The sequence below is a fragment of the Marinobacter sp. CH_CUG1437-1 genome, from assembly GCF_037029655.1.
In the GTDB taxonomy this organism is placed as follows: Bacteria; Pseudomonadota; Gammaproteobacteria; order Pseudomonadales; family Oleiphilaceae; genus Marinobacter; species Marinobacter salsuginis.
The window spans coordinates 16922-43348 of the sequence record NZ_JAYMEW010000009.1 but is presented as its reverse complement, the minus strand read 5'-3'; the positions used below and the strand labels follow the sequence as shown (position 1 = coordinate 43348).

Below are 26427 nucleotides of genomic sequence, written 5' to 3'. Positions count from 1 at the left end.
CGCTATGACGGAGGGACTACCCTCCCCTGCTCGCGATCAAAACTGTGTATTTCCACCTCTTTTCTACCGTTGCATATCATCGAGTTTAGCCCTTGAGAAGCGCGTGAATAGAGCCGGCAAAACAAAAAGCGTTAGGAAAGTCGCAGTCACGAGACCACCTACAATCACGCTGGCCAATGGCTTCTGGATTTCCGCACCCACGCCCGTCGACAATAGCATCGGTATCAAACCGAGTGCCGAGGTTATTGCTGTCATCAAGACAGGACGCAAACGGGAGACGGCACCTTCAAACACCGCGGCATCCACGCTTAACCCATCCTGTATTCGCTGATTGATGCTTTCGACCATAACGACTCCGTTAAGCACCGCCACACCAAACAGTGTGATAAATCCAACGGAACTGGGCACGGAAAGGTACTGGCCGGAGATCCAGAGTGAAAAGACGCCACCAATGACAGCAAGCGGTACGTTGACAAGAATCAGCAGCGCCTGACCAACCGAACTGAAAGCAAAGTACAACAACAACGCAATCAGACCCAAGGATACAGGAACCACAATGGCCAATCGCTTCTGAGCTCGCTGCTGGTTTTCAAATTGACCACCAATATCCACCGAATAGCCGGGGGGAAGGTTCACTTCTGACGCGATGGTATCTTGAATATCGGCAACCACACTGCCCATGTCACGACCCTGCACATTGGACTGAATGACCACACGGCGCTGCACGTCATCGCGGCGCACCTGAGGCGGGCCGGACTCAATAGACACATCGGCCACATCACCGAGTCTCACCCAGGCCCCGGACGGCGCTTGTAACCTGAGATCGGCAATGGCATCCCGGTCCTCCCGGAAACGTTTGGCCAGACGCACATAGATATCGTACCGCTCATTTCCGTTGATGATCTGGCCTGCGGCGGCACCACCCAGTCCATCCCGGACGACACTCATCACATCAGACACGGCGAGTCCGTACCGGGAGAGTGCCTGACGGTCAGGCTGAACCACCAACTGCGCTTCACCAGCAATCTGCTCCATGGCGACGTCTCGTGTTCCCTGAACTGTTCGGACCGCCGCTTCAATCTGCTGGCCTTTCTCCGCCAGTACGTCGAGATCCGGGCCAAAGAGTTTGATGGCCAACTGCGCACGAACACCTGACAACAATTCATCAACCCGAGTCGCGATAGGCTGAGAAAAGTTAAACAGTAGCCCCGGGTGCTGTTCGAGCTTCTCCTCAAACAGGGCCTGCAATTCGTAGCGATTACTGGCGCTGGTCCACTCCGAAGTTGGCTTTAAGCCAATATAGATCTCTATGTTGTTGACGGGCTCCGGGTCGCCCCCTATTTCTGCTCGACCAGCCCGGGACAGAGCGTAAGTCACTTCTGGAAATTCCATCAACATGGCTTCCAGTTTTGGCGCAACTTCAATCGCCGTATCAAGGCTTGATGAAGGGGCCAGCGTCACCCGGAGGTTGATCGTCCCTTCTTCCAGTTCAGGGACAAACTCAGTGCCGAGTCGCGGCACGACCAGGGCCGCCAGCACCACAAGAACAGCGGCAGCACCGACAACAGATCGGGTGTGTTTCAGCGACCAGTCAAGGCCCTGGCGATAAAGCTTCTCAAGAGGTTTTAAAACGAAGCTTTCCCGTTCCCGGATACCCTTGCGAAACACAAACGAAGCCAACGCAGGCACGACGATCAGAGCAACGATCACAGCGGACACAATGGCCAGCATGATGCTGATCGCCATTGGCTGGAACAGCTTGGCTTCCACACCTTCAAAGCTGAACAGAGGCATGAAAACGACCAAGATAATCGCCGTGGCGAAAAAGATGGGGCGCGCCACTTCCCGGCCGGCTTCCTGGAGTCTGAGCGCAATGCCATGATCATCGTGTGACGCGTCCAACGGATCGGGGTCGTTTTCAATCAATTCATCTCGATGGGCGTCATGCTCAGCATCGGGATGCGTCAGATGTTTGAACATGTTCTCGACCATAACAACAGAGCCGTCCACCAGCATGCCAATTGCCACAGCAATGCCGCCCAGAGACATCAAGTTGGCCGAGAGACCGAACCAGGCCATGATCATCAGGGCAATACCGATGGAAATCGGTATTGAAAGCAGCACGAGCGTTGTTGCTCGCAGATTCATCAGGAAGAGAGCAAGCACAATCGCAATAAACACAAAAGCCAACAAAAGCGCATTCGTCACCGTCTCTACTGCCTTGGTCACCAGATCCGCCTGGTTGTAATAGGGCTCAAAACGAACCCCACTCGGAAGCGCCTGATTTATGCGCTCAATGCGAGCCTCGATGCCGTCGATGGTGGCTTTTGTGTTGGCCCCCATTCGTTTGAGTACAATGCCAGAAACCACTTCACCCAGTTGTTCAACTTGACCGTCTTCGTCCTTCCGGGTCATGGTCACCGCACCCTGGCGAATTTCAGTGCCAAGTCCCACCTGAGCGACATCGTCCACGGTTACTGTGATGCCGTCACTGGTTTTAACGGGTACCTGACGGATCTGCTCCAGCCCCTGCTCGCCATTGCCCAGCCATCCCATACCGCGAATAACCAACTGCTCCTGTCCGCGGCCCATATACCAGCCCCCAACATTGGAGTTGTTGTTTTCCAGGGCATGCATGACGTCATTCTGTGATAAGTCATAGGACAACATTCGAGCCGGATTCAGGTTCACCTGGTACTGGCGAACTTCTCCGCCAAACGACAGGATTTCTGTAACCCCTTCGGCCGGTATCAGCAACAGTTTGACCAGCCAGTCGTGCAAGCTGCGCAATTCCATTGCGTCGTACCCCGAATTCGGGTCCGCTATCAACAAGTACTGGTAGACTTGGCCGAGACCGGACGTATTCGGGCCCATTTCAGGCACCCCGACCCCGTCCGGAATCAGCTCCCGCGCGGCCTGCAACCGCTCGAACACCAGTTGACGCGCGAAATAGATATCCGTGCCCTCTTTAAAGACCACGGTGACACCGGACAACCCGGTTTTGGAAATGGATCGAACCTCCTCAACATCCGGCAACGCATACATCACCGCTTCAATGGGATAGGTGATCAGCTGCTCGACCTCCTCAGCCGCAAGTCCGGGCGCCTCTGTGTTAACAGCGACCTGGACGTTTGTAACGTCAGGGAAGGCATCAAGATTCAGTTTTGGGATCTGAAACGCGGCCGTGGCGATAAGCACTGCTAGCGCAATAAGAACCAACAGGCGGTTCTGAACCGCCCAGTCGACAACTCGGTTGAACATAATGGCTCCCGGAATCAGTGGTTGTGTGGGTCAAAGCCGCCTTTGGCAATTTCAGAGGCCACAAAAAATGCGCCCCGCGAAACAATCCGCTGGCCTGCAGTCAGGCCGGAAATTTCACGGAGTCCGCCAATTGAGCGGCCCAGTTCCACTTCCACAGGCTCATACTCCCCTTCAGCCTCTTCCACATAGACCGTCCAGTCGCCATCGGCCCTTCGCATCAAGGCGCTCTCCGGCACCGCAAGTACCGGCTCCTTGGTTTTAAAAAGGAAATACACATCTGCAAACATTCCGGGATGAAAACGATCTTCAGGATTGTCCAGCTCCAACCGAACAATCCGCGTGCGGGTCACAGCGTCAATGGTATGAGCTTCTTGGGATACCGTTGCCACAGCTACACGACCTGCAACTCTTACTTCCGCTTCTGCTCCTTGCTTAAGGACAATGTCGGAGTTTGCTGGCAGGTGAGCCTCTACCCAAAGTTCGCTTTCATTAGCCAGAGTCACCAGCGGTTGGCCTGCCTCAACTCTTTGTCCTTGCTCAAACTCATCGGTCAGCACTGCGCCGTCCACGCGAGCCCTGAGCGTGTATTCACCGAGACTACCTACGCCGCTGGCCTTCAACGCACCAATGTCATCATCGTTTAGCCCATAAGCAAGCAGAGTCGCCCTCGCCGCTTCAATATTGGCTTTCGCGGTATTGAACCGTTGATCACCCACCACGGAACGACCCAGCCCGCTGATTCGCTCCCATTCAGGAAAAGCCTTCCTGTAATCAGCCTGCGCCTGTGCCACCGTCTCACTGAACAGGGTTACCAGCGGCTGACCTTTGGTTACGTGCTCACCCAATTCCACGTGACGTCTCAACACCACCGAGGCAACTCGGGGGGACACGTGATAGCTGGTATAGCCGTTGGTCAGCAGCTCACCGGGAGCGTAAATTTCATAGTCAACGCGCTTGCTCTCGAGGGTTGCTACTTCAATGCCGGCAAGCTCTTTTTGTTTGGCATTGATGCTTGCGGAGGTTGCTTCTTCATGACCACCATCGCTCTCCTCTTCGTGGCCATGACCTTCTTCTTCATGCTCACGTTCTTCAGCATGTCCGCCCTCATGCTCATCCTCTTCACCGGTGCCTTCTCGATGATCGTCGCCACCGGCGGCATGATCGTGGCCCGCCTCGTTATGAGCATCTTCCTCGGCCTGCACCAGTGAAGGGGGAGCTATAAACAGCGTCAAAACAAATACTGAAATCAGAGTTTTTTTCATGATGAATATCCAGTTTCCAGAATATTATTGGAAGGGGGTGATCAGTTCGCCAGACTGGCTCAAGAGCTCAATCAGGCCCAGCTGCGCCAGCTTTTCCAGTTCAATACCGGTTTTCAGACTCTCCGCGCGCTGGCCCAGCGCCTGGAGATACTCAGAGGTGGAGAGGTCGCCGACCTGCCACTGCTTCTCAAGCAAATCGGCACTTCGCTGTACACGCCCCTGGGATAGTTCTTTCCATCGACGGAGTTGCTTGTCGTATCGCTTCCAGGAAGCGCGAGCGCCTGCCAGGTCATATTGTCGTTTCCGGTAGAGCGCCTGAAACCGCGCTTCCGCCTCCAGAGCCCGTCGATTCGCAGCCCGGGTTTCAGCGCTGTAGTTATTACGGACGTTCAGAGGGATCGAGAATGTCAGGCCAACCACGTTCTCGCCGCCGTCACGCCCTCCGCTCAGCCCTACTGTCGGCGATGCTGTGGCTTTGCGTCTGGCAACCTCTGCCTCACTTTTCAGCACCTGCCACTCGGCTCGAGCGGCAGCAATTGACGGGTGTGCCAGCAGATCAGCATCACCAATCTCGGACTCCAGCGCTGACCATATATACTCGGGGATTCCCCCATCCTGAGGCCTCCAGTCCGGCAGACGTTCTCTAACTTGAGTTTCTGCTCGATCAACTGCGGCCTTTGCCTGGGCGACTTCGCTCAACTGACGGGATAGATTTAAAAACAGAAGCTCTGCGTCGGCACGCCCCAGATCACCTGCCTGCTGGCGCTGTTCAACCTGGTCCAGCAAGGCATCCAGGCGCTGCTGTTGGGATTCAGCAATTTCCTCTAACAGCGTAGTGGTGCGCCACTCGACAAGCGCAAACAATGATTCAGACGTTTGTGTCAGGACTGCTTCGCTCAAGCCAGCTTGCGCAGAAAGCCTGATCAGCTTTGCCTTCTCCTTTAATGCGCCCTGTTGATCAGACCAATCGATCGTTTGTGACAGCCCTGCCTCAAAGTTATTCTCACTGCCCGTTCTGTCTGCTCCCACGGATAACTCCGGGTTATACAGCGGTTGTTCGCTTGCCTGAGCGTCCTCTTTCCGCGCTGCCGCCTGCTCTGTCGCTGCCAGTACCTCCGGGTGCTTACTTATCTGGCCTGTGAGCCAATTCGCCCAATTGACAGTCTCCGCTTGACCTAACAGAGGAATGGACAATAGTACTGAACACAGCAACGCCCGAGGCGAGTGCTTGCTTGCCTTCATCATCGTTCTCCCGAAGCAATTAGTAGCCAAAAATTATGGGCGGTAAGAAGCCCGTGACGAGGTAGGAAGTGATCGGAATCTTAAGTGTGAACTTTGAAATGAGTTTGAATTTGCAGCCTATTTTAGAAAAATCGCCTAGGGCCTGCGCGACATAAGCTTTTGACCTGCCATGTTTTGAACCGGTTCATCGCCCGACTGGCCAGCAGGTCAACCGGGGCGCCAGGATGGCTCACGGCATAACCCTCAGACCGAGTAATCAGGGAAAGGCTGTTAACCGTTTTCAGCCTGGTGACACCTTCCCGCACCATGAGCATTGACTATTGACTCGATAGTTACAGAGCCGTAAAGTTTATAGACAGAAATGCGAATTGTTTGCACCTGCATTACCACCAGCAAATGATAACGGAGAATAACCACATGTTTAAACCTTGCCGACTATCACTGGCCGTGGCAATCAGCCTTGCCCCGGGTCTGAACTGGGCCGCCGGAGATAACCAGCCCCAGATGCTTGAACCCATGGAAATCATTGGCGATGCTTCTGCCGTCCAGACCTTGCCAGGGTCAGGCTACGTTGTTGGTGAGCAGCAGATGAAAACCGAAGTTGAGACCGACATCAACCAGGTACTGAAAACCGTTCCGGGTGTCTATGTGCGGGAAGAGGAAGGCCTGGGTCTGCGACCTAACATCGGCATCCGCGGCGCCACGGCCGAGCGCAGCAGCAATGTCACCCTGATGGAAGATGGCATTCTTATCGCACCGGCGCCCTACTCCAATCCGGCCGCCTATTATTTCCCGACGCTGAAGCGGATGTCCTCGCTGGAAGTGCTCAAGGGTGCCCCGCTGCTGCGCTATGGCCCGCAAACCACCGGTGGTGTCGTCAACCTGATTTCCACACCCATTCCCGATCAGCGGCAGGGCTATATTGAGTCCGTCACCAACGACCGCGGCTCCACCGACGTTCATGTAACCTACGGTGACACGGCCGGCGACTGGGGCTACCTGCTTGAGACCGTCCAGCGCTCCGCGAAAGGCTTCAAGGAAATTGACCGCAGCAACCGCGATACCGGCTTTGATATCGAAGACTATGTCGGCAAACTACGCTGGCAGGGAGAGCGCCAGAGCGTGACCGCCAAGCTGCAATACTCCGAGGAAACCTCCAACTCCAGTTACCTCGGCCTGACCGATGCGGACTTCAGCCAGGATCCGAACCGGCGTTACGGGTTGTCCAGCATCGACCAGATGAACAATACCCACTCCGGTATCAGCCTGACCCATCAGTTCGATTGGAGTAACACCGTAAGCAGCACGGCCACCCTCTATCGCAACGACTTCAAGCGGAACTGGTTCAAGCTCAGCGGCGGCGGAAGCATCATCGACTCGGCAAACGGCGGCGACGCCAATGCCCAGGGTATTCTGGACGGCACAGTTGATGCCAGCGGTCTGGATTACAAAAACAACGCCAGGGACTACCTGTCCGAGGGCGTGCAGGTAAACTTTGATGTCGACATGGGCAGCCACCAGTTTGATTTCGGCGCCCGCTACCACGAAGATGAAATGGATCGTTTCCAGCCAGTCGATGTTTATGACCAGGTCAACGGCTCTCTGGTGTTCCAGAACACTGTCGCCCCCACGGGCAGCAATAATCGCTTTGAGACCGGCGAGGCCCTGAGCTTCTGGGCGCTCGACACCTGGCAGGCGACGGACAAGCTCAGCGTTAACCTCGCCCTGCGCTACGAGGATGTGAAAACCGGTCGCACCCAATACGCGGATCCCGGCCGCACAACCATCGACAGCACCCGCGCCAATGAGAGTGCTGAACTCCTGCCCGGCACTTCCTTTACCTATGACCTATCCCAAAGCTGGCAGGTTCTGGGTGGCGTACACCGGGGTTTCTCACCTCTCGGGGGTGGTGCCAAGGCAAACGAAGAGCCGGAAACCAGCAAGAACTGGGAGGCCGGCCTCCGGTACTTTGGCAATGCGTTCTTCGCGGAAATGATCGGCTTCTACAGCGACTTCTCCAACAAGGCCGAAAACTGTTCCGTGGGATCGCCGTGCAGCAATGGCGCCACCTCTGGCAGTTTTGTAACCGGCGAGGCTGAAATTTCCGGTGTTGAGTTCCAGCTCCAGACCGGCACGCGGGCGGGCGAGTTCTACCTTCCGGTTAGCCTTACCTACACCTTTACCCAAGCGGAAATCAGCAAGGACAATGCTGCCTCGGGCCTGACAAAAGGTGAGCAGCTCAAAGACGTACCTGAAAACCAGATGAGCTTCCGGACAGGCATGGAACACCCAAGTGGCTGGGACAACTACCTTGTGGCCACCTACGTCGATGAAATGTGCGTCAGCGCAGGTTGCAACAACACCGCCACGAAACTGGACGAGACCGAGTCCCTGTTCCTGGTTGATTTCATCAGCCGCTACGCACTGACCGCCAGTGCGGATGTCTTCCTGAAAGTGGACAATGTGTTCGATGAGCAGCAAATTGTCTCACGTTTGCCCGATGGCGCCATGGCAAACCTACCACGCACCGCTTCATTGGGGATAAGCGTCAACTTCTGACGAACAACCGGATGGCGCCTGATTTCCGGGTGGCTTCGCGTTTACGTCACGACAGCAAAGAGCCCGAGGCTGGGGCTCAGATTGCTGATAAACCCTCGTCATTACGGCGGGGGTTTGTTGTAGTTGGAGCCTCGACTTTTTAGAGACTGACCCATTCTCAAAGCGCCGCTTCCGCCGCAACACGAACATGAAGTGGTCGGCCGGCGCAACTCGCCGCTCAATCCACGGACGATGCTAAAGTTACTGATTTATGCCTACGCCACCATTGTCTTCTCTTCGCGCAAGATCAAACAAGCAATTTGAGCTTTTCGACTCGTTGCGGGCGGCCTAGGCGAGGTCTGAAATCTTTCAGCCGGGAATGGAGCTGTGATGGCGGCTCGCGCGACCAGCACAGCCGCGATGCCACCATCCAGCTTAAATAGAACTAGCTTGAAGTGGGTTGAAGTGCGCTTTCGTTGGCCGCACCATCCTCGATGCGAACAGCCCGAACCAGGCGGGATACCAGTACCTTGCCGTCCCCCGGGTGTCCATCCCGGGTCCTGCTCGTTCGCACAATGATGTCCACAACTTCATCGGCAACAGTTTCGGTCGCTACATCTACTTCCAGCTTGACCATCTTCACTTTCTCCAGAGGCGACTCATCACCGACCAGATGGCCAAATTCGTTGAGAGACACGACGGCAATGCTTGCCACTCCTTGGACTTTTGCTAGAGCATCAACCACATGCTCCGCCATCACCTCTCTGACATAAGCCTTTATTTCGTACATAAACCTTCTCCTGCCTATCAGACTTCAACGTCACGACGTTCGGATGCAAACCACTGGTACACACTGGGCAACACCACCAGCGTCAGCAGCGTTGAGGTGATCAGACCGCCAACCACAACCGTCGCCAGCGGCCGTTGGACATTGGAACCAATACCGTCGGCCAGCAACAAGGGAATCAGCCCCAGAATAGCCACCGAGGCTGTCATCAGAACCGGCCGCAAACGGCGTTGAGCACCCAGCTTGACTGCTTCAATGACTTCGTAGCCTTCGTCCCGCAACTGATTGATGTAGCTCACCATCACCACACCGTTCAGTACGGCTACGCCAAACACAGCGATGAACCCCACCGCTGCAGGCACGGAGAGGTAAAGCCCCGTCACAAAAAGCGCGACAATGCCACCAGTAACCGCAAAGGGCACATTCATGAAGATCAGCGCCGCATAGCGCAGACTGCTGAATGCGGAGAAAAGAAGCAGGAAAATAAGCGCCAGGGTAATCGGCACAACAATCGCCAGCCGCGCCATGGCCCTTTCCTGGTTCTCAAACTGACCACCGAACTCCACGAAATACCCCGGCGGCATGTCCACTTGCTTTTCAATCCGATTGCGCAAATCCTGAACAACACTGCCCATATCGCGACCACGTACGTTCATCTGCACGTACTGTCGCCGACTGGCATTGGAGCGTGAAATTTTCTTGGGTCCCGCGTACATCTCAACATCTGCCACCCGTGAAAGCGGTATCAGCTCGCCGCTGTTGCCCCTAAGGGGAAGCTTCCTGATTTCATCGATGGACCCGCGATAGGACTCTTGCAGCCGGGCGAAAATCTCAAATCGCCGGACACCGTCGAAAACCAGCCCGGCGCTTTTACCGCCAATACCGGTTTCAACCGTACTCATCAGGTTATCGATGCTGATGCCGAACTGCGCCAGCACTTCACGGTCGGGGCGAATAACGATCTGTTTTTTACCCGCACTCTGCTGCGCGCGCACATCCGTTGCACCCGGCACATCATTCGCCAGGGCCGCTACCTCCCTGCCGATCCGGCCCAACTCGTCTAGGTCATCGCCGAAAATGCTGGCAACCAGTTGCGCCTGAACGCCTGACAGGAGTTCGTCGGTTCTGAGCTGAATCGGTTGGGACAGATTGTTGGCAAGCCCCGGGACCCGTTCATCCAAAGCCTCTGCAATCCTGCTTTGGAGATCCTCATAGCTCACGTCCTCTCGCCACTGATCCAGGGGCTTCAGATTGACAAGCGTCGCGACAACGTTCACAGGTTCAGGATCACCACCCACTTCGGCACGACCGATCCTGGCATAGGTGCCGGTGACCTCTGGAAATTCATCTACAACGGACTGAATCCGTTTGCCATATTTGATGGCGGATTCAAGACTGGCTCCAGGTGGCAGTGTCGAGCGAATCTGGAACGTGCCTTCCCTGAGCGTGGGAACGAATTCGCTTCCGAGATAGGGAAAGAGCAGAAGACTGCCTGCAAAAGCAACGACGGCCACGCCCATCACAATCTTAGGGACTTTGACGACAGTATTCACCACCGGCTTGTATAACCGGTTCAGGAACAGAACCAGCTTCGGCTCCTTATGTTGCCCACCCATTTTGAATGAGAGCGAGGCCAGAACCGGCACCAATGTCAACGCGAGTAGCAGCGCACCAATCAACGCGAAGCTGATGGTGTAGGCCATGGGCGAAAACAGCTTGCCCTCAACGCCCTGCAGGGTAAACAGCGGCAAAAAAACAATGATAATGATGCCAATCGCAAACACGATCGGACGAGCCACTTCCCGAGCGGACTCACCTACAAGCCTCAAAACGCTGACCTTTTCATCGGATCGCTCCTCAAGGTGTCGGAAGATGTTCTCTATCATCACGACAGCGCCGTCCACCATCATGCCGATGCCGATAGCCAGCCCCCCCAGACTCATCAGGTTGGCCGACAGGCCCGACATGCGCATGGCAATGAACGCAAAGAGTACAGACAACGGCAATGTCGCCACCACGATCAGTGTGGAACGAACATTTCCGAGGAACAGATAGAGAAAAACCAGTACCAGAACCGAACCTTCAAGCAGTGCTTTCTCGACAGTGCCTATAGCCTTGCCCACCAAGTCTGCCTGAGAGTAATACGCTTCAATCTTCAACCCCTCTGGGAGGGACTTGTTCAGATCGTCGATTTTCGCATTGACGTCCTCAAGCACCTGACTGGTGTTGGTGCCAATCAATTTCATCACGTAACCGCCCACGGATTCCTCACCCGAGGACACCTCTGCCCCACGGCGAATCGCTGGCCCAAGCCCAACCTCCGCCACATCCTTGACGTAAATAGGGGACTCACCCTCACTCTTGGACACAATGATGTTCTGGATGTCTTCGATGCCTTCGTAACCTGAGTCGACCCAACCGTAACCGCGAACAATGTACTCTTCACCGCCTCGCGTAATGAAAGAGGCGCCGACGTTACGATTATTCTGGGTGAGAGCGCCGCGAATATCAGACACCGTCAAGTTCCTTGCCTGAAGCTCCTGCGCATCGATATTGACCTGGTATTGTTTTACCTCGCCGCCGATGGACAGGACACCGGTTACACCCGGCACGGTTCTGAGCTGTGGCTTGACAATCCAGTCTTGGATCGTGCGGATTTCCTGCAGGCTGTACTGCTCTTTATCCTCAGTTTCCAAGGAATACATCAGGATGCGCCCAAGACCGCTTGCGATGGGCCCGAGTTCGGGTTCCCCCATCCCTTCGGGAATCTGGCGCTTGGCCTCGGATAGCCGTTCGTTAACTAGCCGCCTGGCGAAGTAGATATCGGTGCCATCTTCGAAATAGATGGTCACCCGCGAAAGTCCGAAAATCGACGTGCTCTGCACTTTTTCTAACTTGGGAATTCCATACATGCTGATCTCAACGGGATAGGAAATCAGCGTTTCGATATCAACTGGCGACAAACCAGGACTGGTAGTGAACACCTGAACCATGGTCGGTGTCGCGTCCGGAAACGCATCCACCGGCAGTTTTTGAAATGAAAATATGCCGGCAACGATCACGGCGATAGCAAAAACAAGCGTCATCAAACGATTGTTCAGCGCATAATTCACAATTGCGTTGATCATGCTCCCCCCGAGTATTAGTGTCCGTGAGCGGCGCTGCGGCCACTGGCGGTAATGGCCGACATCAGATCAAAAGCGCCCACTGAAACCACTTCCGTGTTTGCGCTGATGCCGGACTTAATCTCTATCCAGTCGTTAGCCTCCTTGCCAAGAGTGACTGGAACCGCCTTGTAGGCTCCCCTTTCATTACCCGGAACAAATACAACGGACTCGTCATCGATGGTTTGCACGGCATCGTGTGGAACCAGGGGCAGTGATGCCGCCGATTCAGTCATGATTCTGGCCGTGGCGTAGGTATTTGGACGAAGGTCGCCGTTGGGGGATTCGAGTACAACGCGAACCGGAATGGTGCGGGTTTCCTCATCAAGCTCATTTGAGATCCAAGACACTTCTCCGGTGTGAAAGCGGTCTTCAACCGACTTTGAGAAGACCTGAACTTCATCTCCGACGGATACCCTGCCAATGTCAGTTTCGGCAACTTGCAACATCACCCACACCACAGAGGTATCAGCCACGGTAAAGGGCGTATCTGAAGAGCTTAAGGTTTGGCCCAACCTGGCATCCATGCGCTCAATACGCCCCTGAATAGGAGAACGGAGCGCGTACTGTGCGAGACTGCTATCAGCGCCTGACGAATCACTGCCAAAAACCGCCAGTTGCTCACGAATTGAATCGTACTCCGCTGTAATTTCAAGATAAGCAGCCTTGGCGTCCAGGAACTCTTCTTCGCTGGTGAAGCTTTCACTCCGCAATTGCTTTTCTCGCTGATACTCCGCAGTCGCGGCTTCTTTCCGAGCTTTCAACGAGTTTAGGCGAGAACGAATGCGAGCCAACTCAACGCTGTTCAGCGCGGCCAACAACTGGCCTTTTTCAACCTGGTCCCCAAGATCAACAGCCAGTCTCGTAAGCTTTCCCTGCAGGAGCGGCCCTACCTCAGCGACGCGATCCGGAACGTAATGAACTTCAGCTGGCGCAGTCACGATATTGTCAGCTCGGCCTCGGGGCACCGTTACAGTCTGCACGGAAAGCAACTCCCTCTGCTCTGGGGTGAGATGAACTTCGCGGGCCTCACTGCCTTCAGCCGAGTGCCCAGCCTCACCCTTTTGGTGCTGCCCTCCTTCGGCTTCCTCGGCGCCGTGCGCCAGTGGCTGATAGACCAGAAAACTGATCGCGACAAACATTATCTGCATATTTCGAATCATCTAAACACCTTCGATATAAGAGAACGTTCAACCATTAATTTTCTTGCCATCAGGAACCGGATGACATTGAAAGGGCACCACCGGTGCTCACTTCCAACGCCCGGACGGCATCGATATAGTCGTGTTGCACTTGGACATATTCCTTCCTCACCGACAAAAGATTGTCCTGGGCAGCTAGGACATCGGAGGCATCGACTTTTCCCGCTTGAAGAGCTTTCTGCATCAGTTGCAGCGTTTCCTCCGAACGTTCGAGAATCGACTCGTTCATCTGGCGCAGTCTGCGTACGGCGGATTCGTACTGAGCTACAGCAGACACGACCTGGCGTTCAGTCGCCAAACGCAGCGCTTCGGCCTCAAGCTCGGAGATTTTCAACTGAGCCGAGGCCTTCCTTTTTTCACCGGAATAGTCATGAAACACGGTCAGAGGCATCGACACACCCGCACCAAAAAGGTTGGATCTTTCCTCCCGCTCGTAGAACCCGAACACTTTCAGGTTCGGAATCGTTAGACTCTTGGCCAGTTTCAGGCCGGACTCATTCGCAGCAATTCTGGCTGCTGCCGCCTTCAGATCCCCTCTCTGGCGCTGAGCCATCGCGACCAGGCGATTAGTTGGTGGCAAGTTGGCACGAGCTACATTGAGCTCTCCCAAGACCTCTACCGCATCAGAGGGGGACACCCCAAGAACTTCCGTCAGGTCAATTTTTGATTGCCTAAGCTTTTGCTCCGCTTCGGCCTTCTGGTTCTTAGCTCTTGCCAAGCCAATGACAGCGGTATTGAGGTCAATTCGGGTCTGTTTGCCCCGCTCAACGGACACCTCAACCAGCTCTTTGGTTCGCCGCATTAGCTCAACGGTGCGGCTTGCCGTTTCCAGCTCTTTCTGTGCAAGCAGAATCTTGAAGTAGGCCGACCGCACTCGGGCCTTGGTCGCCACCTTCAGGTATTCAAGTTCCTGCTGTTGAGAAGTGAGAGTGCTCTGAGCACGCGACTGACCGAGATCGCCCCGATTGCCCATCCAGACTTCCTGAGTGACCCGAACCTCGTAATTCAGTGCCTGATCCGCCTGATCTGGATTGTCACGGCCACTCAGCTCAAGCTCAGGGTTGCTGGGCGCCCAGCGGCTGGCATGATCGAGGTCAGCTTCCTGCATGGACACCGCAGCCCGCCTCAAAGCCAACACCGGGCTATTCTCAAATGCCATTACCATTGCCTCATTCAAGGAGACAGCCTGGCTGGCCTTGGCTTGCTGGTACTCCTTGAGTGAAACGCTCTCCCCGGTGGTGGCTGCCGCCGAAGGCATGACGTTCAAGACTCCGGGTACTATCAGCACCCACAACAACAGTCGTTTGTTCATTCAATATCATCCTGGCTATTTGACTGAGATACATGAATCAGCGTTTTCGCCGTAAATTCCAAGACGACCTTACAGACAAACCTTTAAATCAGTCTGAATGCCGCTCCATAAGAGCTACATTGCGACTGAACGGACATTACTAGCGAACTTTTGGATTAAATGCCGAGGGCAGGTCGAATCGACGAGACAATGGCAGGGATAACGTCGTAAAAGGAGGAGAGGTGAAAGAGCCCCTGACGGCATCGCGTGTAAGTGAACAATAACGTACGACGGGCCTACTGAGGCCCGTCGTGGGGTCCAACTATGTGAAGCAATGTAATAATGAATTAAAAGCTAAACTGCGCAGCCAACTGAAGACGGGTGTTGTCAGCTGACTCACCGTTTGCAAGTTCTTTGTTGGCGTACGACAGCTCAACCCCTACAGTCACCGGATCAGCTACTTGGTAGAAGTTGCTGAAGTAAGCGCTCTCTAGGGTTTGGAAAGAGTTTGGAAAGAGAGTCTCGTCCTGATCACCCTCTAAAAACCCATAGGCCACACTCGTGGTGAATTTTGGCGTCCACTTATGGCTCGCCGCCACGTTGAAGCCGTAAGCCTCGATAGTTTCGAGATCACCATCGGAAGTTATATATGCCTCACCGATGCCAGTCCGACTCGCAGTGCTGTCGTTGTTACTGTACGAGCTGTAAAGATAACGACCTACACCATCACCCAAAACAACTCCGGCCATGAGCGAGGTTTCTGAAGTGACGTTGAGTCGACCAGCCGCCATGACGCCATATCCAAACGCAGCGTCGTCACCTGTAGCACTGACGTCGTCGGTCTTGAGAGAACGGGCCAGGCCAGCAACCTCAAATCCACCACCAGACCCTGCCCACTTGTAACGGGCGGTAAGGTCAGGAACGGTATCACGTGAACCTTCAAACCCACTGGTTTCAGGGTTTTCAGCTGACACCGAGAACTGTCCGTCACCTATTCCCATCGTGTAACGAATCTGTGCCTGACGAATAAAGCTCACACCTACCGGCCCATTAAAGTCCAGTGTGGTCGGGTAAGCCGTAAAGTGCATAAAGTTACTCCACGTCTGACCCGCAAGCCAGCCGTTGAGCTCGCCATAGGCGTGACGAATACGAAGCCCCCGTGAATTGGAGAACAGTTCGTTGCCACCACCGCCGTAGAAGTCTGCCTCAACAACCGTCTTGGCTTCTCCAATATCGGTCGGGGTACTGGTTCCGAGACGCACTCGTGATTGACGGGCATGCGCTCTCAAAGAGCTATCACCATCCTCTACGGATGTATCGAGAACACTCGGGTCGTGCAAGTCACCGATATCCTGGTCTGTGTCGTAAATCATATCCAATTTTACGTAACCACCAATCGTAACCGAAGTGTTAGTGCCGGGCAGCAACCACCCCTTGGAATCATTGGTCCCCGCCATCTGATCCACCTGACTGCGCAAGTCATTGATCTGCTTTTGAAGTTCCGCAGTTGATTGCGCCAAAGCAGATGGGACCACCAGGCCCATGGTTGATATCGCAAGTGTTGCTCTTATCGCTAACCTGAGTTTTTTAGTTTGCATTATAAATCAGTCTCCGTGAGCTTTCGTTATAAGATCCCCTACCGGCGATCGACACCTCATAAACCAAACGCGAAGGCGCTTCGGTTACAGACCACCACCGGTAAGTTGCTGGTTATGCCGGCACTTTCGGCCAGAACAACGCATCGCCATTGATAGCAGATGAACTTGAAACGAAATTGAAAAAAATACCCCCTTAATACCTTTGTATTAACGACCCCATCGCAACCGTTCTTACACCCGTGTCCTCTTTTCATGATTTAATTTTATTTTTTCAAGCTGAGTTAAAGTTCATCTGGTTCCATCAGGGTGCACATCATTCAACTTAAAGGTGACTCTATGAGGAACTATCTCTGGCTCACATCGTTAGCATTAGCCTTGGCGGCAGGAAACCTCCATGCCACTGAGGCCAAGGACGATAAGTTAGCACAAGGCATGCTCTCCAAAAGCAGCATTCAGGATATGAAGAGACAACATAAGGTAATGACACAGGCGGCGTTATCTGAAGTGGGCATGGAGGCACGCCGAAAATTGATGTTATCGACTAAGGACGATATCTATCACGAGATGATCAAATCGGGAGATATCAATCTATCTCAATTGGACCAATTTTCAAAAGATCAGTTTATTCATTAGAAATAATGTCGCATTAATAGAATTTTTGATTGAACAATAGAAACTTGTCGACAAAGATCGTTTTAAAACCAGTTGCATCGTGAATGGTCTCCACCATTCCGTCTTGCCGCACTACTTTTGTAGTGCGGCTTTTTTAGGCCTAGATTTAGTCGATAGCAACTTCCAATTACCTGCTTGGCAGACCACATGCCCAGAAAAAAACAACGCCCTTCAATAAAACGGAAACTGCTTACTTTCCTGACACTAACGGGTTTCGCGTGTACCGGGGTAATATTCTTCTCACACACCCTTTTAATCGACTATATCCATGACGAGCTTCACAGGCAGCAGCTAGAGGCTGCAGCTAACCGGCTCTCAAAGACACTAACAAATGATAAAGAAGAAATTACAAAATCTTCTCTCAGAGATTTTTCATTGTCCCAATATTCTGTTCACATCGAAGACAGTCAAGGTCGGAGTTTTACAAGCGAGAACATTGAACCGAAATTACAGGTGGTAGAATCGTTCAGAAATCCTGGAATTTTTCACATATCGTATAATGATCGATCAATCCTTGGATACTACAAAATATTTAATAACAGACAAGATAAGCTAAGCGTTACTATAATTGAAAAAAGCTCCTACTCCCCAAACACTCTTGACAAAATCCACGGTCTTATATGGATCATATCATTTACAATTCTCGTTACGATATCAATGATCATATTTATTGGGGTAACTATCGCACTAAAACCTTTAAAAATGATGAGCTCCCAATTAACGTCGCTTAAAAATGGTGAGCGTAATAGACTGGATGAGAACGTACCTGAAGAATTCACTGAACTTGTCAAACATCTTAATCGTCTATTAGAGTCGTACGACAAAAAACTTTCCCGTTCACGCCACCTAGCCGCAGATATTTCTCATAGCTTAAAAACCCCCCTTGCCGTCATAAACTCCATGATCAATGACGAAGCCATTCCCACCACAATCGCGAGTCAAATTAAGTCTCAACTGTCTGAAATGCACGAGCTGATCGACACTCAAATGAGAAAAACCGAAATGTCCGGTCAGTACATTGGAAAGGCGACACCGATCATTGAGAGAACTCTGGCACTGGTGGACGTAGTCAGTCGAATCTATCCTTACAAACAGATCCATCTTCAAGAAACATTACCCAGAGAGCTTGTCTGGCCAATTGATGAGCGTGATTTTAATGAGATCTTGGGTAATGTCCTTGATAACGCAAGCAAATGGTGCTCTCAGGAAGTTCATCTACACTTGAAACTTCACGATGACACTTTGACCATTCTTGTTGAAGATGACGGCCCCGGAGTAGCGTCACACCAGCTTGCCGATCTTACCAGGCGCCAGAAAAGACTGGACGAAAAAACTCCTGGCTATGGCCTTGGCCTATCAATCGTTGAGGAAATCACCAATGACTACGGTGGCGCCATGCATTTTTCTATATCACCCAAAGGTGGTCTGCGGGTTCTAATCGAGCTTCCCAGAAGCATTTGACGACTACAAGGGCAACTTATCCAGCTTTAGTCAGCGACCAGCAGGCATAGCAGCCCGATACACCAACGTCTCAACATCAAAACTGTTGCTTTGAACTGAGTTCTCATCAGGCGACATAAAGAACAACCCTGTATTACCTGATACGGGCGACACCGGAGCCGACGTTAGAAGACTTGTTGACTGCGTTTGGGGAGATTTCCCGGATCTCAGCGTCAACCAATCAACTCGCGTATCATAAACACCTATCATATCTTCGGCTGCACTGGATTTCTGTGGAATCCCGATATTAACTGGGTCCTCACCGGAGCGTACGAGCAGGTTCGGCAAAAATAGTGTTTGCCTCGGACTAAACACCAGCTCAGGCGACACGTCGTAAGTCATACTCGTGCCTGCCACCCGGTTTCCAATTTCATAGTCCAGCTGTGGGCCCTCAGTGCCAGCAGGGAAAAATGAAACCTTCCCTTGGGAGACGGTCACCATATTCAAAGGTCCCGGTTTGCTCTGAACAACAGCACCGATTACCCGAAACACTGACGTGTATCGACTTAACTTTTCATGATCGGCCTTATAGAGGTCAGGCCCGTTCGGTGAGATTAATATCTCATAAATCTCTGAACCAAACCCCTGCTCTGAGTAGAAAGACTGCCCGAGAATAGTTTCCCGGCGTCCGTCAGCATCCAAATCCTGCAACCCCAAAATTAAGGGAATGAAACCGATGGCTTCGGCCTCCCCCTCGGCCAACTGGATCAAAGAACTTGAAACGCGACGGCCATTCCACTGATTTAAAATGAGGTAGTATGAGTTCTCTGAAACGTACCAGTCCATTCGGATGACTTTCTCCCGACGGGGCACCTCAATGGACGCCAGGCTCTGAACAGCCCCACTGGAATTAACATGGAAAAAGCTGAGTTTGTTTCCATGCTCCGCCGCAAAATAGTAATCGCTGCCAGAACGAAACGCGGACAACGACTTTGCGTTGATGGGCAGTCTGGCAAATGGAGACGCTAAAGCCTCCTCCTCAACCGGACCTACCCGACCTTCTTCAGCATTGGTCTGTACGATGCCGACCAACCAGGTGTTATTGTAAGTCGCAACGGCTTGACCTCTCCCGGTAACCTGAAAACGCACCAATGGCACATCGTTTGACGCCTCTGGCTCGTCCCGCCACAAAAGATCAGGAAATCGGGCTTTCAACGCCGGCGTTACCGCCCTGGGGTCGCCGGCTCTATCAGTAAACACCGCCGGGATACCGTAAAAGCGTTTCGATACAGCGCCAACGGAGGGCATCGTTCCAAACAGCAATTTCCCTACCGCCTGATCCTTTCCGATACTCTCGATACCGATGACTGCAAGGTTTTGCTCCAGGATGCCTGCATGATCAGGCTCCCACAACACAACAAATAAATCACCTACCTCAACAGTGGCATCGTCGACTGTGAGGGAAAGCACTTTTTGATCACGATCTACCTGAGTGACCTTTGCCTTTGCTGGATGCTCACGCTCAACCGCCTGTACCGCACCAGCTAGTAGTAGCATCAGGAACACAAATACTGCAGAACGAGTCATCATAGGAAAAAGTCACTTAATGCGGATTCATTTTGTATAACAAAAGCGGGGTGGCGCTCCCACCACCCCGTTCTTGTTAGAACTTGTACCTTACCCGACCGGCAACATGAACAATGTCCTGATCGCTTTTGCCGTCCTGCAAGGCAGTTTCTTCCAGCGCATCCATAGCATCGCCTGATGCCAGGTATGCAGCTTCTGCCGACAGCTCAAGCGAAGGGTATGGGAAGTACGAGACCTTGGAGCCAAATTCCAGTCCGAGATCTTTTGAGGACGATCCATCGGCAAGTGCAATGTCCTCAGCCAAGCGGTTGTAGACAATCATTCCGCTGACCGTAATATTGGCCGCTACTTTATGATCGAGCTGTAGCTTGTTCATGAAATACCCTTTGTCGAGGATATAGGGTGTTTCGGCGAAGTAGTCATCGCTCGTCATGTTTTCCTGAAAAATCATACTGTCGCTGAAGTCGACATCCGTGGCGATGAAGGCGTCGAAGTCCCCGTCTTGCTCATTGCCATCGCCCGATGCGTAGAGCACGGTGTACGTCAGTTGGTTTGGTCCAAATTGCAGCCCGAGCTCGCCGCGTCCCAGAAAGGTCGAAAGGTCATAGTTCGTATTGGGATTCGTAGCACCATTCAATGGGACGAAATTTACACCTTCTATTGTTCCGCTTTGGCCAATCACCGTACCCTTCACGAACATGCGGCCTAGCGACGTCTCTTGACCGTAATCCATCTCCACCCCAAAGCTGGAAACGGAATATTTGGAGTTATCAGCGATACTCTTCAGTTCATACTCCCTGCTATTTACCGTACCTATTCCCTCAGCAATTTGATCATTCATCTGATAGAGATAGAAGAGGCCCGCGCTCAGGTTCGGTGAGTAACGCTTGTTCAGGTTGATCGCAAAGTTGTCCGCGCCATCCCAGCCTTCGTCCTGTTCTGAGTCGACGCCGCTCTCATTGGAAGAGTCACCTCGCCCCCATAACAACTGATAGTCAAATCCAGAGCCCAGTGAGCCTTTCCAAACAGCGGCTGTGGCGGTTTCAGTCCAGACATGTCGGTTCACTGACACCGGCTGCAAGCCCAGCGATACGCGCTGGTCTAGCGTGTTGGGCACCAAAAAATCCACATAAGCCCACCGTGTTTCGATGTTCACACCATCACCGGAATAGTCGCCACCCGAACCCTCACCGTAGCGGATGCCTCCAATCTCCGTCGCGAATACACCGGTAACGTTTTTGTCGTCGGAAGTTGCCTTCGCCCAGAAGCGATATTTGACCTCGCCGAAGCTCTCGGTCGGCTCGTCATCTTTCAGCGTACCGCCACCTGAGTTACCACCAGAAAACCAGTCTCTTTGATTGGTGTAAGCCTGAAAGCGGTTATCCATATCACCGTGGAATTCAATCTCCGCTGCCGTCGCGGCCCAACTTCCCGACAGTGTTGTCATCCCCGCAATCGCAGTGGCCAGAATGTTGCGTTTCAACGTAGTCTCCTCCAGTTTCTTTCTTGATTGTTTGTGATGTTCGATTCGTACGGATAGTGGCGTAAATCTTAAAACCAGCTAGAACACCGGACGAAAGACCAAAAAAAAGGCGGGAATGAAGCATTCCCGCCATTAAATAACCTTAGTTAACTCGCAAGTAGGCTCTCACACGAACCTTAAATGAACTTGAAATCCGGAAAATATTTTAGATACGTCGGTCTCGCCATATTCAGCGATCACGCTCGACCCTACATGGAAAACTTATGCTCGAAGCCCACACCAAATGTGGAGTCCTCAGAGTCAGCCAGGTCCGCCTCCACCTGAGACACGTAAGCATAAACCTTACTCTTGCTTGCCAGTTTATAATCGAACCCCAAGGCCAACAGGGTTAGCTCCTCGTTTGTTGTCTCGGCTTCTGTCAGTCCGTACTGAGCCTTGATCTTCCAACGCTCAAGGTTAACGGCACCGCCAACCAGATAAGACGTATCTTCTCCAGGGCCATCGCTTTCTTCTGCCAACTGGTAAACTGCGCCGATCTCGAAGTTGCTTAATCGGACCTTCCCTACGGTTCGCAGGATATTGAGACGACTATCGCCACTTGAATCGGCTTCCAGTGAATCGTCGATATCAGAATCGTAGGCAATACTTCCGTAGAAACGATCATTCTCAAACGTAAAAGAGCTGGAAACTGCATCCGCAGGTCCGTCGTTCTCTGCACCAGCTGACTGCTCTTCACCCGGGATGACGGCAACACTGACGCCCACAGCATCGAACAGACGTGGGGAACTGTATTGAACAATGTTGCTGGTCCGATTTTCACCAGCCATGATATTTTTTATATCCGCCTGTAGGTCGTTGAACTGGTCAACCTTGCCCTGCGCTGACTTTAAAGGTGTGTCAAATTTTCCCGCAATCAGTGCACCGAGGTTCGCCTGTTTGAAGCCGCCGTATATATTACGCTGCGAGAAGGTTTGGCCATCTTTATCTCCATCATCAATCGATATTTCAAATTCCGCCTTGTATATCGCCTCCAGGCCTGCGAGGTCGGTATCGAACGCCCCTTTTACACCAAGACGGGAAGCATTGCTCTGAAGCTTCCAAGTATCGCTATTACCGTCGTCCTGGTTTTCATACGAAACATTGGCTTTGCCGTACAGGATAGGACCGTCCGCCGCGAGTGCATTTATTGAAGTAACGACAAATCCACCAAACACGAACATCGATAGACACTTTTTCATGGACACCTCTTCAGATTAGATAGATTCAAAATGACACTTGAAGTCTTTCAAATGCTGAGAAGATGGTGCTTTGTATCTGTTGCAAAATTATTACATTGAAATATTTTTTCTTTTATTTTCAAAAATATAAAATTAAAACCTTCTATTATATCCTTTGACACTGAATTGAACTTGAATATAAGCAGCCGTTTTCGTACATCGCGTTGTGAGCATGAAAGCGATTCCCATCTGACCCCAGATTCATCCCCGGAACCTTCCAAAAGCGACTCACAATGAATCGCGGCAGGGATTGCGGTTGCGCGATAAAGATCATGATGGCCAATTGATACTCGGCGCGATGCGCGGTCACCTCGGCTCTCGGCAGTCAATTCAAGGCCGAATGGCTTGTTAGTGAAGCGTTTAAGAGCTGAATAAAATGCGCGCTGGCGTGACTTGAAGGAAAAGCAGCCAAGCATTCCCGTTCTCTCAAATGTCATCAGCACATCGGTAACCGGGTTGAGACCGGCGTGATAGAAGCTGAAGCATTCCAGTGATAGCTCCTGCGGTAAGCCATGAAGTTCATCCAGAAAAACCGGAACACAGATGCTGCTTCCCAACCCGCCTTCGAACCTTCTATAACGGACGTCCCAAAAACGGGACTGTGTCCATCCGCCATTATACTTCCACCCCTGGCGATCAGCGGCACTCAGGATGTCGGCAACACCGCCCCAGCCTATGTCGGTGGATCGATAACGCCCATACATCTGAATATCCTTCACTGTCCCCGGAGAGGCCTGACAAAGCCATCGAGCCAGCCACCCGGGCAGCCCCGGATCAGCACCTGCATCCAGTACAAATCGGCTGTCGCTGGTCTCGATGAGTGTCCGCATGCCTTGGAATACCTCAAGCTTGCGCGGATTTGGAGTGATATCGATGTAGTCGGCTCGATTCGCGATACAACCGTGAACCAGATTCTCAAGAGCAGACACGGAAAGGTCACATGCCACAATAACGACATCTTGCTCATGCGAGCATTGCCTGGCCTGTGCAGCGTCAGCCACATCAATTGATCTGGCGTTGAAACGACCTGTGACACCGGCTTCGCGATCTAACTGTTCCGCTCGTTTACGCCCTTTTTCCAGTGAACGCCCTGCCAAGACAATATTGCCGTCGATCCGTTGCCCCAAGAAAGTCGCAGTAGCGGTCCCGGCAGCTCCGTAGCCACCAAGGACAAGTACGCTCTTGTCGCCCTGTCTCATCGTTTCTCAAGCTCCCTTTTGACGTACTCCAACTCAACCCGGGTGTGTTGCGCAGCGTCTGACTCGATGCCCATAAAGGCTGACATGAACCAACTCAAGGCTCTGCCTTTAAAGGAATCGGGGAAGACACCGTATACCCGGTGAGAGAGACGCCATCCTTTCTCAGAGTTGGTCTTTTCAATTCGTAAATCTCCCCCCTCGAACACGTCAACGATATCGATCCCCAAAAGGCTGTAGGTAGTTTCGGCTGACCATCTGTAGCGTGTTGGCGGAAAGACGTCGTACACACGCCCGTCCAGAACCCCTTTTATTCCACCAACCGTTTCAACCTGGAGAAATCTAAGCCCGTCAACAAATCCCGTACCGGGTCGGCTCGTTATCTCAGTCAAAATATGAGCGTCATTTGCTCGGTGAAAGATGCCTTCGAAATCCGTCACTGCCCCCCAAATCTCCGTGCGGGGCGCATCAACAACAACGCTCTCGGTAACATCCACTTTCCGAAGATCAAAGCCTGCAAAGATCAAGAGTCCGACGAGCATAAAAGTTGCGCAAGCCATTATCATGCGGTTCATACCAAGCCCTCTTTTTCTTCAGATCAGACATCCCTAAACCCTTTAGCAACTACAGGGTCAAATAGAGATCTAACGCAGAAAGTTCGATCAAGAGCTTAGATTGTTCGGAGCGATTGAACGCGTTCGCCATAGCTGATGAAGAGCATTCTGTGCTGAATGGGCGAGAGCGCACTTTAAATAATTGGACGCTTTGCCTGACCGGGGATAAAGAATCTAGCAACTGATGCAAGGTTCGAAACAGTAATTCATATAGAGATGTTCAGTCCCCCAATTCAGCCACACGCTTGGTGGTCGAGTTGGGGGCGAGTGCCACGTCAAATCACTGCACGTTCAAATTTTTCTGGTGTTGCAACATCTGCTCCATCATCAGCTGCATTTGATCCATGCGCTCTTGCATCATCTGAATTTGTTGCTCGTTAGACAGACTACCACCATTTTTTGATTTACCGCCGCCGTTCATCAGGTGCTGACCTCCCATCATGTCGTTTTGTCCACGCATCATGCCAGGTCCCATCATGCCGCGATGCATATAATCCATTTGTTCTTGCATCGCCTCCCTGTGTTCTCGCATCAATCGTTGCCGCTCTTGCGGTGATGCTTCATCAGGTATGCGTTGCATCAGCTGGTTCATGTGAGACCAGTTCTGGTGCATCTGCTGCATTTGCTCCTGATCCATCATCATGCCGGGACCATGCCCTTGCCAGGGGCCTTGGTCACCATGCGCTATTACCAATGCTGGAAAAACCAATAGCGCAGCGGTTGCAGCAAGCCCTTTAGATGAAATCATAAAGTTATCCCCCAAAAATGAGATGCCCACTCCATTTCACTTATCATTGTAGATCTTTATCCAGATAAACGCCGATCTTAACGACTAGAGTAAATTAGTCATTGACCCTGTAGTAACTACAGGGTTTTAAATTGCATCATTTGTACGAGAACCGGAGCCGAGAAAATGAGCAACACCTGTGACGGACAGTGTGGCAGTGAGGAAGCTGGCACAGATAATTACACTCGGAACCCCGTTATCACCACACATGGAGCCCAGATCAGCACCTACAAAGTGCCAAAAATGGACTGTCCTTCGGAAGAGCGAATGATTCGAATGGCGCTCAATGGCTTTGACAACATTCGGTCACTCTCATTCGACCTATCGAATCGAAATCTGGAAATTATTCATCAAGGCGAAGCCGGACCTATTACGAGCAAGCTGGAAACCCTGGGGCTGGGCGCTTCCTTGCAGAAGTCAGAAGAGGCCAGCGCTGAATCCGTCAGATCGGCTGAGTCGTCTAATGCCAACGAAACCGAGGAATCCGGCACTTTATGGATACTGCTGGCAATCAACGGTCTGATGTTTCTGGTCGAAATGACGATGGGCCTGATCGCCCAGTCCGCTGGCCTGATTGCTGACTCGCTAGACATGCTTGCCGACGCTGCCGTCTACGGTCTTGCGCTTTACGCCGTCGGGCATGGCATCAAAATGCAGGTCAGAGCGGCCCATGTTGCTGGCATTCTCCAGCTCATCCTTGCCGTCGGTGTACTAGTTGAGGTTGGCAGGCGTTTTCTGTTCGGCAGTGATCCGCAGTCGCTGATGATGATGGCCGTCGCATCTGTGGCCCTTATTGCCAACGTCAGTTGCCTGCTCCTGATCGCCAAACACCGTGAAGGCGGTGCTCACATGAAAGCCAGCTGGATATTTTCGGCCAACGACGTGGTCATCAATCTAGGGGTTATCCTCGCAGGGCTTCTTGTCGCCTGGACCGGCTCCAACTACCCGGATCTGGTTATTGGCGGCATTGTGGGAGGCATTGTACTCATCGGTGCCAAGCGCATACTTGCACTAAAAGGATAATTC

Annotated in this window: 18 protein-coding genes; 4 read left to right on the top strand and 14 right to left on the bottom strand. The window is 52.5% G+C overall.

Features of this window, described 5'->3' with window-relative positions; translation table 11 throughout:
- Positions 1-63: 63 nt before the first annotated feature.
- From WA411_RS17905 to WA411_RS17895, 3 genes are read right to left on the bottom strand one after another with little or no spacing between them, the layout of a single operon-like run.
- Positions 64-3261, bottom strand: a complete 3198-nt coding sequence (locus WA411_RS17905; RefSeq protein WP_014575746.1) for an efflux RND transporter permease subunit — start codon at positions 3259-3261, stop codon at positions 64-66.
- A gap of 14 nt (positions 3262-3275) precedes the next feature.
- The gene (locus WA411_RS17900; protein WP_062785126.1) at positions 3276-4523 is read right to left on the bottom strand and encodes an efflux RND transporter periplasmic adaptor subunit; all 1248 of its coding nucleotides are present in this window, start codon (positions 4521-4523) and stop codon (positions 3276-3278) included.
- A gap of 24 nt (positions 4524-4547) precedes the next feature.
- Entirely contained in the window at positions 4548-5765 is a 1218-nt protein-coding gene (locus tag WA411_RS17895; RefSeq protein ID WP_041644864.1) for a TolC family protein, read from the bottom strand.
- 417 nt (positions 5766-6182) lie between these two features.
- On the opposite strand from WA411_RS17895, the gene WA411_RS17890 reads away from it, so the two are divergent.
- Positions 6183-8324 carry a TonB-dependent receptor family protein gene (locus WA411_RS17890; protein WP_041644863.1) on the top strand — a complete coding sequence of 714 codons (2142 nt, stop codon included), beginning with the start codon at positions 6183-6185 and terminating at the stop codon, positions 8322-8324.
- Positions 8325-8748: 424 nt separating this feature from the next.
- Here the strand turns inward: WA411_RS17890 and WA411_RS17885 are convergent, their stop codons facing one another.
- From WA411_RS17885 to WA411_RS17865, 5 genes are all read right to left on the bottom strand, one after another.
- Complete coding sequence (locus WA411_RS17885) at positions 8749-9093, bottom strand: P-II family nitrogen regulator (RefSeq protein WP_014575742.1); 345 nt, start codon at positions 9091-9093, stop codon at positions 8749-8751.
- A gap of 17 nt (positions 9094-9110) precedes the next feature.
- Positions 9111-12218 carry an efflux RND transporter permease subunit gene (locus tag WA411_RS17880; RefSeq protein WP_014575741.1) on the bottom strand — a complete coding sequence of 1036 codons (3108 nt, stop codon included), beginning with the start codon at positions 12216-12218 and terminating at the stop codon, positions 9111-9113.
- A 14-nt stretch (positions 12219-12232) separates the two neighbouring features.
- Positions 12233-13417, bottom strand: coding sequence for an efflux RND transporter periplasmic adaptor subunit (locus WA411_RS17875; RefSeq protein ID WP_014575740.1), 1185 nt, complete (start codon positions 13415-13417; stop codon positions 12233-12235).
- Positions 13418-13466: 49 nt separating this feature from the next.
- Positions 13467-14768, bottom strand: coding sequence for a TolC family protein (locus WA411_RS17870; RefSeq protein WP_041644862.1), 1302 nt, complete (start codon positions 14766-14768; stop codon positions 13467-13469).
- 326 nt (positions 14769-15094) lie between these two features.
- On the bottom strand, positions 15095-16345 hold the full coding sequence (locus WA411_RS17865) for a DcaP family trimeric outer membrane transporter (protein ID WP_014575737.1): 1251 nt from the start codon (positions 16343-16345) through the stop codon (positions 15095-15097).
- A 336-nt stretch (positions 16346-16681) separates the two neighbouring features.
- On the opposite strand from WA411_RS17865, the gene WA411_RS17860 reads away from it, so the two are divergent.
- Both WA411_RS17860 and WA411_RS17855 read left to right on the top strand, forming a co-directional pair.
- A complete protein-coding gene (locus tag WA411_RS17860) occupies positions 16682-16978 on the top strand; it encodes a hypothetical protein (RefSeq protein WP_041644860.1) in 297 nt (98 codons plus the stop codon).
- A gap of 186 nt (positions 16979-17164) precedes the next feature.
- Positions 17165-18478 (top strand): ATP-binding protein, encoded by a 1314-nt coding sequence (locus WA411_RS17855; RefSeq protein WP_014575735.1) that lies wholly within the window; start codon positions 17165-17167, stop codon positions 18476-18478.
- A gap of 30 nt (positions 18479-18508) precedes the next feature.
- Here WA411_RS17855 and WA411_RS17850 read toward each other — a convergent pair whose 3' ends face one another.
- The 6 genes from WA411_RS17850 to WA411_RS17825 all read right to left on the bottom strand — a co-directional run bounded on the left by WA411_RS17850 (position 18509) and on the right by WA411_RS17825 (position 25362).
- Positions 18509-20047 carry a hypothetical protein gene (locus WA411_RS17850; protein ID WP_014575734.1) on the bottom strand — a complete coding sequence of 513 codons (1539 nt, stop codon included), beginning with the start codon at positions 20045-20047 and terminating at the stop codon, positions 18509-18511.
- 73 nt (positions 20048-20120) lie between these two features.
- Positions 20121-21527, bottom strand: coding sequence for a hypothetical protein (locus tag WA411_RS17845; protein ID WP_014575733.1), 1407 nt, complete (start codon positions 21525-21527; stop codon positions 20121-20123).
- Between the two features lie 248 nt (positions 21528-21775).
- A complete protein-coding gene (locus WA411_RS17840) occupies positions 21776-22765 on the bottom strand; it encodes a porin (protein WP_227514626.1) in 990 nt (329 codons plus the stop codon).
- A gap of 47 nt (positions 22766-22812) precedes the next feature.
- Complete coding sequence (locus WA411_RS17835) at positions 22813-24003, bottom strand: saccharopine dehydrogenase NADP-binding domain-containing protein (RefSeq protein ID WP_291910141.1); 1191 nt, start codon at positions 24001-24003, stop codon at positions 22813-22815.
- A complete protein-coding gene (locus WA411_RS17830) occupies positions 24000-24575 on the bottom strand; it encodes a hypothetical protein (protein ID WP_041644859.1) in 576 nt (191 codons plus the stop codon). The genes WA411_RS17835 and WA411_RS17830 overlap by 4 nt, the downstream gene beginning before the upstream one ends.
- A 319-nt stretch (positions 24576-24894) precedes the next feature.
- Entirely contained in the window at positions 24895-25362 is a 468-nt protein-coding gene (locus WA411_RS17825) for a hypothetical protein (RefSeq protein WP_041644857.1), read from the bottom strand.
- 165 nt (positions 25363-25527) lie between these two features.
- Here WA411_RS17825 and WA411_RS17820 point away from each other — a divergent pair, with 165 nt between their 5' ends.
- A complete protein-coding gene (locus WA411_RS17820; RefSeq protein ID WP_014575728.1) occupies positions 25528-26424 on the top strand; it encodes a cation transporter in 897 nt (298 codons plus the stop codon).
- Positions 26425-26427 lie beyond the last annotated feature (3 nt).

Excerpts from the sequence above, each read along its gene's own strand:
- WA411_RS17885 (WP_014575742.1), bottom strand. The coding sequence starts at position 9,093 with ATGTACGAAATAAAGGCTTATGTCAGAGAGGTGATGGCGGAGCATGTG.
- WA411_RS17890 (WP_041644863.1), top strand. The coding sequence starts at position 6,183 with ATGTTTAAACCTTGCCGACTATCACTGGCCGTGGCAATCAGCCTTGCC.
- WA411_RS17855 (WP_014575735.1), top strand. The coding sequence starts at position 17,165 with ATGCCCAGAAAAAAACAACGCCCTTCAATAAAACGGAAACTGCTTACT.
- WA411_RS17865 (WP_014575737.1), bottom strand. The coding sequence starts at position 16,345 with ATGCAAACTAAAAAACTCAGGTTAGCGATAAGAGCAACACTTGCGATA.
- WA411_RS17900 (WP_062785126.1), bottom strand. The coding sequence starts at position 4,523 with ATGAAAAAAACTCTGATTTCAGTATTTGTTTTGACGCTGTTTATAGCT.
- WA411_RS17825 (WP_041644857.1), bottom strand. The coding sequence starts at position 25,362 with ATGATTTCATCTAAAGGGCTTGCTGCAACCGCTGCGCTATTGGTTTTT.
- WA411_RS17840 (WP_227514626.1), bottom strand. The coding sequence starts at position 22,765 with ATGAAAAAGTGTCTATCGATGTTCGTGTTTGGTGGATTTGTCGTTACT.
- WA411_RS17850 (WP_014575734.1), bottom strand. The coding sequence starts at position 20,047 with ATGATGACTCGTTCTGCAGTATTTGTGTTCCTGATGCTACTACTAGCT.
- WA411_RS17860 (WP_041644860.1), top strand. The coding sequence starts at position 16,682 with ATGAGGAACTATCTCTGGCTCACATCGTTAGCATTAGCCTTGGCGGCA.
- WA411_RS17875 (WP_014575740.1), bottom strand. The coding sequence starts at position 13,417 with ATGATTCGAAATATGCAGATAATGTTTGTCGCGATCAGTTTTCTGGTC.
- WA411_RS17870 (WP_041644862.1), bottom strand. The coding sequence starts at position 14,768 with ATGAACAAACGACTGTTGTTGTGGGTGCTGATAGTACCCGGAGTCTTG.
- WA411_RS17830 (WP_041644859.1), bottom strand. The coding sequence starts at position 24,575 with ATGAACCGCATGATAATGGCTTGCGCAACTTTTATGCTCGTCGGACTC.
- WA411_RS17835 (WP_291910141.1), bottom strand. The coding sequence starts at position 24,003 with ATGAGACAGGGCGACAAGAGCGTACTTGTCCTTGGTGGCTACGGAGCT.
- WA411_RS17895 (WP_041644864.1), bottom strand. The coding sequence starts at position 5,765 with ATGAAGGCAAGCAAGCACTCGCCTCGGGCGTTGCTGTGTTCAGTACTA.
- WA411_RS17820 (WP_014575728.1), top strand. The coding sequence starts at position 25,528 with ATGAGCAACACCTGTGACGGACAGTGTGGCAGTGAGGAAGCTGGCACA.
- WA411_RS17880 (WP_014575741.1), bottom strand. The coding sequence starts at position 12,218 with ATGATCAACGCAATTGTGAATTATGCGCTGAACAATCGTTTGATGACG.
- WA411_RS17905 (WP_014575746.1), bottom strand. The coding sequence starts at position 3,261 with ATGTTCAACCGAGTTGTCGACTGGGCGGTTCAGAACCGCCTGTTGGTT.